This is a genomic window from Shewanella sairae (genome assembly GCF_023283535.1).
Classification (GTDB): domain Bacteria; phylum Pseudomonadota; class Gammaproteobacteria; order Enterobacterales; family Shewanellaceae; genus Shewanella; species Shewanella sairae.
This window is the reverse complement of the sequence record NZ_JAKILT010000094.1, coordinates 1-7,863: the sequence shown is the minus strand read 5'-3', so window position 1 is coordinate 7,863 and position 7,863 is coordinate 1. Positions and strand designations below refer to the sequence as shown.

Here is a 7,863-nt window from a genome sequence, read left to right as displayed (position 1 = left end):
GATCGAGGTACCATTAAAGCTACACCCTAATTTTATGATGCCGATATTAAGTTAAGATAGCAGGTATCAATATACGAGTGTTTTTCGATACCAACTTTGGTGAACTATGCGACATTTTAAAAATCATAATACGGAACATGATTATGTAACTTAATCATGTTTTCTTAATGGCAGAAACTTTAAATATCACCGCTTGTGGTTTGTCTTTTAAAGAACGTAAAAATATTGGTTCCGATACCATGTCATTATAATTTCTATCCACCATTTCGCATTCGTCCAAATGATGAATAAGCGCCTTGATCACATCAAGATACTTTTCAGGTACTCGCGTCACCACTGTTGATGCGTACTTAGTCTTACGTCCTGCACCTGGTCGAGCGCCACCATGTTGCTTCTTAACTTCTGACATACTCATCCCTCTTGACTTAGTTACAAAATCAAGATTAACGGAATTGCACACCCTTTTTAACACTTTATAATAAGTTATTTTGAAAATAACTTATTATGGTGATAATTTATTTTGAAAATAACTAAATAAATTATTGCATTATTTTTAAAATAATTTACTCTACCATTTATTCAATAAATGGAGGCATATATGGGAAAGGTCATACTTATTGCACACCAAAAAGGTGGTGTAGGTAAATCGAACACAGTAGTTAATCTTGCTGTAGCTTTGGCTACAGAAAAATTTAATGGTGATTTCAATGAGATCCTTCTTATAGATGCAGATCCTCAAGCAACAACTTACAGATGGAACCAACGTAGAGAAGAAAATGGTTCTCCCTCATTTCCTTGTATTCGTTTAGAAGGGAACATAAGCAAACAAATCAAGAGAGAGTCTGAAAATTATAAATGGGTAATTGTTGATGCTGCAGGTAGAGATAGCAGAGAAATGAGAAGCGCGATGCTTTCTTGTGATTTAATGCTAATGCCTACAAAAGCAAGTCAGGCTGATTTAGAATTGATGGAACACATGTCAGAAACAGTTAATCACGCGAGAGATTACAATGAAAATCTTAATGTAAATGTTTTTATCAACATGTCGCCAACAAACTCTCAGAAAGAAAAACTTGAAGCTCGTCAATTACTACAAGAATACCCAGAGTTTTCACTGATGAACTCGGTGATCCATGAAAGAAAAGCATATAGAGATTCATTTGCAGACGCCGTAGGAGTACATGAATGGAACAACTCAAAAGCAAAAGCTGAGTTTAGCTGCTTACTAAAAGAGGTAATGAATTTTGAAAATGTCTAGAGATAGCCTAAAGAAAAGTAATTCGTTACTTAAAGACTCAACAGCTTTTGTAGAAGGTGCTGAGCAAGGCGCACCACAAATAATAATTCCAAATAAGTTAGATAAGAAAAAACCTTTTACCATTTCAGCCACGGTCAGTGAAGGTAAAATGCTACAAGATTTAGTTAAAAAATATAACTCTATCGCATACAACAGAGAAGATGGAGAGAAGGAAATAAATCGTTCAGAGCTAGTTATTGCGATGACAACATATTTTGATCAATTGAATGATGATGATTTCTTTGAATCGGTTAATAAGTTAATAAGTTATTATGCAGTCAATGGCGATCTTCTAGGGGTTCTTTGACTAAAAGAACGGTTTGTCACCACGCTCTCTGTAACCCTTGCCACCACTAGGCTGTAGCCATAAAATCGATTTTAAAACTTTATCTATATAATCATTAACCAATTGAATTGACAGAAAATATCAAGTGTTTGCAAATTCATATTTTAAAAATTATGCAAATCATTATTACAGAGCGCTGGCTCGGGTCGCTTGCTGTAGCAGTACATTTTGATTAATGGTGGGGTATTAAACTTTAAAGTCTTACACAAATGTAAAGTAGCAGAAAGGTCCCTGTATAATTGCACTGATATTATCCTTGCGTACATTCACGAACACTCTAGGATTCTTAAAATGACTATTATCAAATCTGCACTATCTGCACTTCCTGTTATGTTATTGTCTGCAAGCGTGCTTGCATCTACGCCGCAAGGATTCAATGGACCTGCCGTTCAACAAGGTTTCAACGGGCCATTTCAAGGGATCCATTCTGTGGCCACGGCATTAAATGCAAACGATGACACTCCGGTTGTATTAACTGGAAATATATCAGCCACTATCGGCGGGGAAATGTATCAATTTGTTGATCAAACAGGATCGATTACTGTTGAAATTGATAATGATAAATGGTTCGGTCTATCTATTAATCCTGATACTCGAATTACTATTTACGGCGAAGTGGATAAAGATTTTGCTCAGACCGCAACTATTGATGTAAAAAGAGTACAACTAGCAAATTAATCAATGCATTGCCCTGCATTTATGGTTAAGGCTGTTCTATCTAAAGAACGGCCTATATTCCTATCCCCTCACAACTATACAAGAACTGTAAACATGAAGATCCTGCTTGTTGAAGACGATATAAACTTAAGTCGTTATATTGAAAAAGGTCTAACAGAGGCGGGGAACTCCGTTCAATCTGTCGATAATGGCAGACATGCATTATCAATCTGTTTGATGGAACAGTTTGATCTCGCCATCATTGATCGGATGCTCCCTGGTTTAGATGGTCTATCACTCGTAAAGGCCATGCGAGCATCCCAAATATCAATTCCGATCCTTTTTCTTACATCCCTCGGCGGAATTGATGATCGAGTCGACGGTCTTAACGCGGGAGCCGACGATTATCTAACAAAGCCTTTTGCATTTACAGAGTTATTAGCCCGGTTATCAGCACTATCGCGTCGAGCCAGTGCAATTTCAACACCCAATATTTATGAACTATCTTATGGGGATCTTAAACTCAATCTATCTGAGCATACTGTTACGCGGCAAGGGCTGCCACTTAGGTTACAGCACAAAGAATTTCGCATTTTAGAGTTATTTCTAAGGCACCCAGGTAAAGTTATCACCCGCACAATGTTGCTAGAACATGTGTGGGATATTCATTTTGAGCCACAAACTAGTGTGGTAGAAACACATATCAGTCGACTTAGGCAAAAACTTGAAAAACCTTTTGGTGATCAATTAATTCATACTGTTCGTGGGGCGGGTTATAAGCTTGAGTATAGAACGGAAGGGCAAAAATGATGCGCTCGATCTTTGCAAGACTCTCAAAATCTCATTACTTTCCTAATTGGCTTAAAACTTCTGCAATACAGCAAGGAGGGATGCTTATCATCACGTCTTGCGTCAGTATCATTCTAATGTCTTCAATAACGATATCTTATGTGGATTATCACCTTGATGAGCTCAATGATGAGATAGAGCAAAAGATTGAAGCATTCATGAAGGGGGAGGCAAGCGAAATTGACGACGACCCTATTGATGAAGATGATGTCATCACGATTCTGGAAGCAGGCTTTACCTTGTCGGGGCTCCTCGTTCTTATCTTGTCCACTGCGGTAATTATTTATACGACAAGAATGAATCAATCCCAAATAGAAGGGATTGAAAAAGTACTGCATGATGCTGCTGCAGGCAATCTTTCTGCTAGGACCAATGAATCTATAATGGAAAATGATCTTAGCAGAATTGGTTATGCTATCGATGAAATGCTATCTCAGTTACAAGGAGCTGTTGCCAGCATGAATGATATTTCAGCGAATATCGCTCACGAATTAAAAACACCTATCACTCGATTACAGCACAATCTGCAATCACTAAAAGAAACTGGTAATTATCAAGAGTTACAAAAGGATGAATTGAATATACGCCTCTCTCAGGCAATTAACGAGTCAGCGCGATTAGCAACAATTTTTGATGCTTTGTTACGCATTTCTCAAATTGAATCAGGCCATAGGCGTCAGCGTTTTGCCTCTCTAAATATAACCAGTGTTTTAGCTACCATCGCAGATATTTATACTGATGTTGCAGAAGATGCAGGATTGAGCTTACAAGTGCATAATTCGAACGTTCCAATATACCTATTAGGGGACCAAGAGTTATTGATACAAGCGTTAGCAAACTTGATAGAGAATGCGCTGAGGTATTGTCCTGAAGGAAGTCAAATTAACTTATCATGTCAAGCCTTTGAGTCAGAACTCATTATAACTGTTGAAGATAATGGCCAAGGTATAAGCGACAGTGAGAAAACACGAGTGTTTGAACGACTTTACAGAGGAAATAAGGCTCGAAATGATGAAGGTCTTGGACTGGGACTATCATTAGTCAAAGCGGTCACTGAGCTTCATCATGGTCATATTAGCCTTTTTGATTGTCATCCTGGTTTAGGTATAAAAATTACTCTTCCTTTACGGGGGTGATTAACTTTTTTTTATCATTTGTCAGCTGTAAATATTCGTAAACCTTACAAAAATGTAAGGTTTACGCAAAGTTAGTGTACACTTTCGAAGTTATAATCCTCCTAAGAACAACGTTAAAACAATATGTTTCATGGGGGAATAATGAAAAAATTTGCACTGATTTTACCAACAATTATATTACTCGCTGCTTGTGGAGGCTCTGATTCTAACGAAGGTGGAGTAACTCCACCGGTAACTCCACCGGTAACTCCACCGGTAACTCAATTACCCGAAATCATCGAAGGGGAGTTGACGGCACTAAATAAGGCAACAGGTGCCGCCACTGTTGGGCGCTACAACGTTGACTTTGGGCATCTAAAACAAACCCGCTCAACAATTGAAACCATTGATAATTTAGCACTCGGTATGGTGCTGACGTTACACACAGATGGCAATCAGACTGTTCAATCGGTCATATACGATGACCTACTTGTTGCCCCTGTCACTGCGATTGATACTGAAACCAAAATACTGATAATGGCAGGGAAATCAGTAATAGCTCAAGGCGCCAAGCTGGAAACGGGATTGGTATTGGATGCCAGTGTGGTTGGAAAGGTACTGGAAATCAGTGGGTTTACTGTTGACCAAAACACTATTCAGGCGAGCTATATCGAATTAGAAGAGCATAACGTACAGCCCGGAGGTGATGTTGTTGGTGAAATAGAAGGCGTGATTACTAACCTTAACGCGACAGCAAAAACCTTCAACCTAGGAACCATGATTGTCAACTATAGTAATATTAATGTGCCGTTTATTTTACAAAACGGTCAATGGGTTGAAGTATCCGGTAGCTTCAAAGACTCCACAATCGTCGCTATAGAGGTAGAGCTAGAAGATTACGATTATGGTGATAATACCAGCATTGAGGTTGAGGGGCGCGTGACTCAGGTCAGTACTGATAAAACAACGGGGCGTGTGACTAAGTTGTTGCTTAATGGTTCGCGTACAATTGAATTGCCAGCTAATGCAGTTAAATATGAAGACTTCCCATACAATGGCGCTCATCCCGTCATTAAGCCCGATATGTTTATTGAAGTAGAAGGACGCTGGATAAACAACACCATTCAAGCCCTTGAAGTTGAGTGTGACTATGGATGCGAAAATCCACCCGTTATCCCACCAACGACACCACCAACTACGCCTCCAAGCACTACTGGCGAGTTTAGTGTAGAAGGCTTAGCAAGCTATAACCAAGCGACGAATACTATTACCTTAAACGGTTTCACATTTATTGTGAGCCAATTTGCAGAGTGGGAAGATATTCATCCTGCAAACTGGAATACTCCAACTTGGGTATCCTTGTCAGGCATGATGGACAGTCAATCCAATTTAGTTTGGGAAGTCGAAAATGAATTTAATTCTGAGCCAGAGATTGACCTTGAAGGAGTCGTAACGATTGTAGATGGAAGTTATTCGTTGTGGGGGTATCACTCAGTAGATAACAGTCTCAAAGACATAACTGCACGTTGGGGATTAAGGGTTGAAGTAGAGTGTCGATTCAATCAAACCAATAACACTATTAGTTTTTGTCAATTTGATGACTAAGTATCAAGAGTAAATTTTATGAAAAAAGCAGCCTTAATTTTTTTATTTTTGTGTTCCAGCAGCGCACTAGCAGCACCTTATATTGGTGTTCAATATGGCATTGCCAATGTAAGTACTGATGAGACAATGGTTTTTGTTGATGATCAAGTTTCTCTGACGCCAGATGGTAGTTCTGAGACCTTCGGTGCTTTTGTTGGTTATCATATTAGCGACACTTTTGCACTGGAGTTCGGTTACAACCATTATCAAGTCGATCAATCCAAAGAGAACTTCAATGGTATCGTGTCTCATAACTTCGGCGGTCAAACCTTAGATGCACTCCATGAGACTGAGTGGGATGCAGATATGGTATCTGATCAGCTTTACATTATGCCTACATGGTCTCATACAATGAACGATAAATGGCAACTAACTCTTGGATTAGGCCTGACCTATTCGCAGTATCGTTTTGATGGTCATTCAACGAATGAATTTGAAGCTATCATTAACGATGATATCGAGCAGTCAGTATTACGCTCGACACTGGGTGAGAGCAAAGCGGATGCGTTAGGTGGTATAGCAAAGTTAGGGGTAAACTACTTTATTGTACCTCAATGGCAAGTTGGTTTGTCCGCTCATTATCAAGCCGACAATATCGCTTCAGTGACACAGTTAGCATTGGCGACCAGTTACCATTTTTAACACTAAAAGCTGACCGAAAGGTCAGCTTTTTTTCTCTAGAATCATTAATAATGAGTGATTCCTTTATTGAGTATGTAATTTGATCGGTTTTATGAGACAAAAGTATCGTTTTTTGTGAAACGCTCAAATTATCTATTAATCAATTCTCACAAACGAACGTTTGTGAGATTTGTAGAGGAATAAAAAATATGAATTTACAGGTACTGAATATTTACTGTTAATTCAGTTGGTTAGATATTTTAATGTAGGAGTTTTTTAAATCGATTTTTTGGCTACAGCCTTGTGATAGCAAGGGTTACAGAGGAGCGTGGTGACAAACCGTTCTTTTAGTCAGAGAACCCTTAATACCAAACGCCTTTGATTTTGACGTAGGTTTCATCCATTCGCCAGGATGAAGACACCTTACTTTTTCGTTTTCTGAACGCCTTTTCCAGCTTAGGCGCATACTCCTGGACCCAGCGTTGCAAGGTAGCATGATCCATCCCTAAACCGCGCTCTTTAAATATCTCCTCAATATTACGGAAGCTCAATGCATAAGCGACGTAATAACGGACAGCTTGGGGTGAGCTCGGCTGGGTATTGCTTGCCTTTAAAGCAAAGAGACATAGATGCGATCGCAAAAAACAGTAGCTTACCACCTGCCCTCAAATTATGTGTGCAAACTTTGCGACAGAACCCTCTTATGCGAAGCTATATAAAGGACTCACAAGAAACGAACCGTACCAATGCATATTATGCAGTAATAGGATGGTTTTTAGGGGGTTTACAAAAGGTGCGGCTCATAACAAATTGTTGGACGGGCGCCGAATGAGCATGCGTGAATCACGGCGCCTTGGAGTAGCCGCCTAGAATTAGTTACAGTCTCGCATCTAAAAACCGGCAATTAGCTGAAAAAAAACATCAACAAACCAATCGCTAAGGATTTTATCCACCCTATTTCAAATCAACTACGCCTCAAATAGCCATTAAACATCGAAATTCCACTTGATGATAAGGATTGAAATTCCTAACTATCAAGACACGACCCCATTCTTCTAACATACTTTTACTAATCTCTATAATCAAGAGTTTTCCCTTTATACTCGATTAATAATTGAGATAAGCTATCAGCTGACTTCTCCATGGATTCTTTATCCATAGCTCCCATATCTACTTCATAGACACTGATATCATTTTCATTCATCAAAACTGCGATACCACCACTATTATCACCAATCATGACGAAACTGTAGTGGTCAAGTAAAACTGGACACGGACTTGTACGTATTCCAAAATCTTCGTTCAGATTCATTTGGGGTCAAGCCGCCATTATA

9 protein-coding genes and 1 pseudogene are annotated in these 7,863 nt (G+C 39.1%); 7 read left to right on the top strand and 3 right to left on the bottom strand.

Going from position 1 to position 7,863, the window contains the following annotated elements; all coding sequences use genetic code 11:
• Window positions 1–154: 154 nt before the first annotated feature.
• Complete coding sequence (locus L2748_RS22310; RefSeq protein WP_220783255.1) at window positions 155–409, bottom strand: hypothetical protein; 255 nt, start codon at window positions 407–409, stop codon at window positions 155–157.
• 189 nt (window positions 410–598) lie between these two features.
• Here L2748_RS22310 and L2748_RS22305 point away from each other — a divergent pair, with 189 nt between their 5' ends.
• The 7 genes from L2748_RS22305 to L2748_RS22275 all read left to right on the top strand — a co-directional run bounded on the left by L2748_RS22305 (window position 599) and on the right by L2748_RS22275 (window position 6,550).
• Window positions 599–1,258: an AAA family ATPase gene (locus tag L2748_RS22305; RefSeq protein WP_220783247.1), complete on the top strand. Its 660-nt coding sequence runs from the start codon at window positions 599–601 to the stop codon at window positions 1,256–1,258.
• Window positions 1,251–1,604, top strand: coding sequence for a hypothetical protein (locus tag L2748_RS22300; protein WP_220783248.1), 354 nt, complete (start codon window positions 1,251–1,253; stop codon window positions 1,602–1,604). The genes L2748_RS22305 and L2748_RS22300 overlap by 8 nt, the downstream gene beginning before the upstream one ends.
• Window positions 1,605–1,934: 330 nt before the next feature.
• On the top strand, window positions 1,935–2,321 hold the full coding sequence (locus tag L2748_RS22295) for a NirD/YgiW/YdeI family stress tolerance protein (RefSeq protein WP_220783249.1): 387 nt from the start codon (window positions 1,935–1,937) through the stop codon (window positions 2,319–2,321).
• Window positions 2,322–2,414: 93 nt separating this feature from the next.
• Window positions 2,415–3,110, top strand: coding sequence for a response regulator transcription factor (locus tag L2748_RS22290; RefSeq protein ID WP_220783250.1), 696 nt, complete (start codon window positions 2,415–2,417; stop codon window positions 3,108–3,110).
• Window positions 3,107–4,285 carry a sensor histidine kinase gene (locus tag L2748_RS22285; protein WP_220783251.1) on the top strand — a complete coding sequence of 393 codons (1,179 nt, stop codon included), beginning with the start codon at window positions 3,107–3,109 and terminating at the stop codon, window positions 4,283–4,285. The genes L2748_RS22290 and L2748_RS22285 overlap by 4 nt, the downstream gene beginning before the upstream one ends.
• Window positions 4,286–4,426: 141 nt before the next feature.
• Window positions 4,427–5,869 carry a DUF5666 domain-containing protein gene (locus L2748_RS22280; RefSeq protein WP_220783252.1) on the top strand — a complete coding sequence of 481 codons (1,443 nt, stop codon included), beginning with the start codon at window positions 4,427–4,429 and terminating at the stop codon, window positions 5,867–5,869.
• 18 nt (window positions 5,870–5,887) lie between these two features.
• Window positions 5,888–6,550: an AcfA family outer membrane beta-barrel protein gene (locus L2748_RS22275; RefSeq protein WP_220783253.1), complete on the top strand. Its 663-nt coding sequence runs from the start codon at window positions 5,888–5,890 to the stop codon at window positions 6,548–6,550.
• A 347-nt stretch (window positions 6,551–6,897) separates the two neighbouring features.
• On the opposite strand, the pseudogene L2748_RS22270 reads toward L2748_RS22275, so the two are convergent.
• Both L2748_RS22270 and L2748_RS22260 read right to left on the bottom strand, forming a co-directional pair.
• A pseudogene (locus tag L2748_RS22270) lies at window positions 6,898–7,156 on the bottom strand (IS6 family transposase); the annotation flags it as partial.
• Between the two features lie 442 nt (window positions 7,157–7,598).
• Window positions 7,599–7,841 carry a hypothetical protein gene (locus tag L2748_RS22260; RefSeq protein ID WP_220783256.1) on the bottom strand — a complete coding sequence of 81 codons (243 nt, stop codon included), beginning with the start codon at window positions 7,839–7,841 and terminating at the stop codon, window positions 7,599–7,601.
• Between the last annotated feature and the right edge of the window lie 22 nt (window positions 7,842–7,863).

Bases quoted from the DNA above. Each gene is read 5' to 3' on its own strand.
- L2748_RS22310 (WP_220783255.1), bottom strand. From the start codon at position 409: ATGTCAGAAGTTAAGAAGCAACATGGTGGCGCTCGACCAGGTGCAGGA.
- L2748_RS22260 (WP_220783256.1), bottom strand. From the start codon at position 7,841: ATGAATCTGAACGAAGATTTTGGAATACGTACAAGTCCGTGTCCAGTT.
- L2748_RS22305 (WP_220783247.1), top strand. From the start codon at position 599: ATGGGAAAGGTCATACTTATTGCACACCAAAAAGGTGGTGTAGGTAAA.
- L2748_RS22290 (WP_220783250.1), top strand. From the start codon at position 2,415: ATGAAGATCCTGCTTGTTGAAGACGATATAAACTTAAGTCGTTATATT.
- L2748_RS22285 (WP_220783251.1), top strand. From the start codon at position 3,107: ATGATGCGCTCGATCTTTGCAAGACTCTCAAAATCTCATTACTTTCCT.
- L2748_RS22275 (WP_220783253.1), top strand. From the start codon at position 5,888: ATGAAAAAAGCAGCCTTAATTTTTTTATTTTTGTGTTCCAGCAGCGCA.
- L2748_RS22295 (WP_220783249.1), top strand. From the start codon at position 1,935: ATGACTATTATCAAATCTGCACTATCTGCACTTCCTGTTATGTTATTG.
- L2748_RS22280 (WP_220783252.1), top strand. From the start codon at position 4,427: ATGAAAAAATTTGCACTGATTTTACCAACAATTATATTACTCGCTGCT.
- L2748_RS22300 (WP_220783248.1), top strand. From the start codon at position 1,251: ATGTCTAGAGATAGCCTAAAGAAAAGTAATTCGTTACTTAAAGACTCA.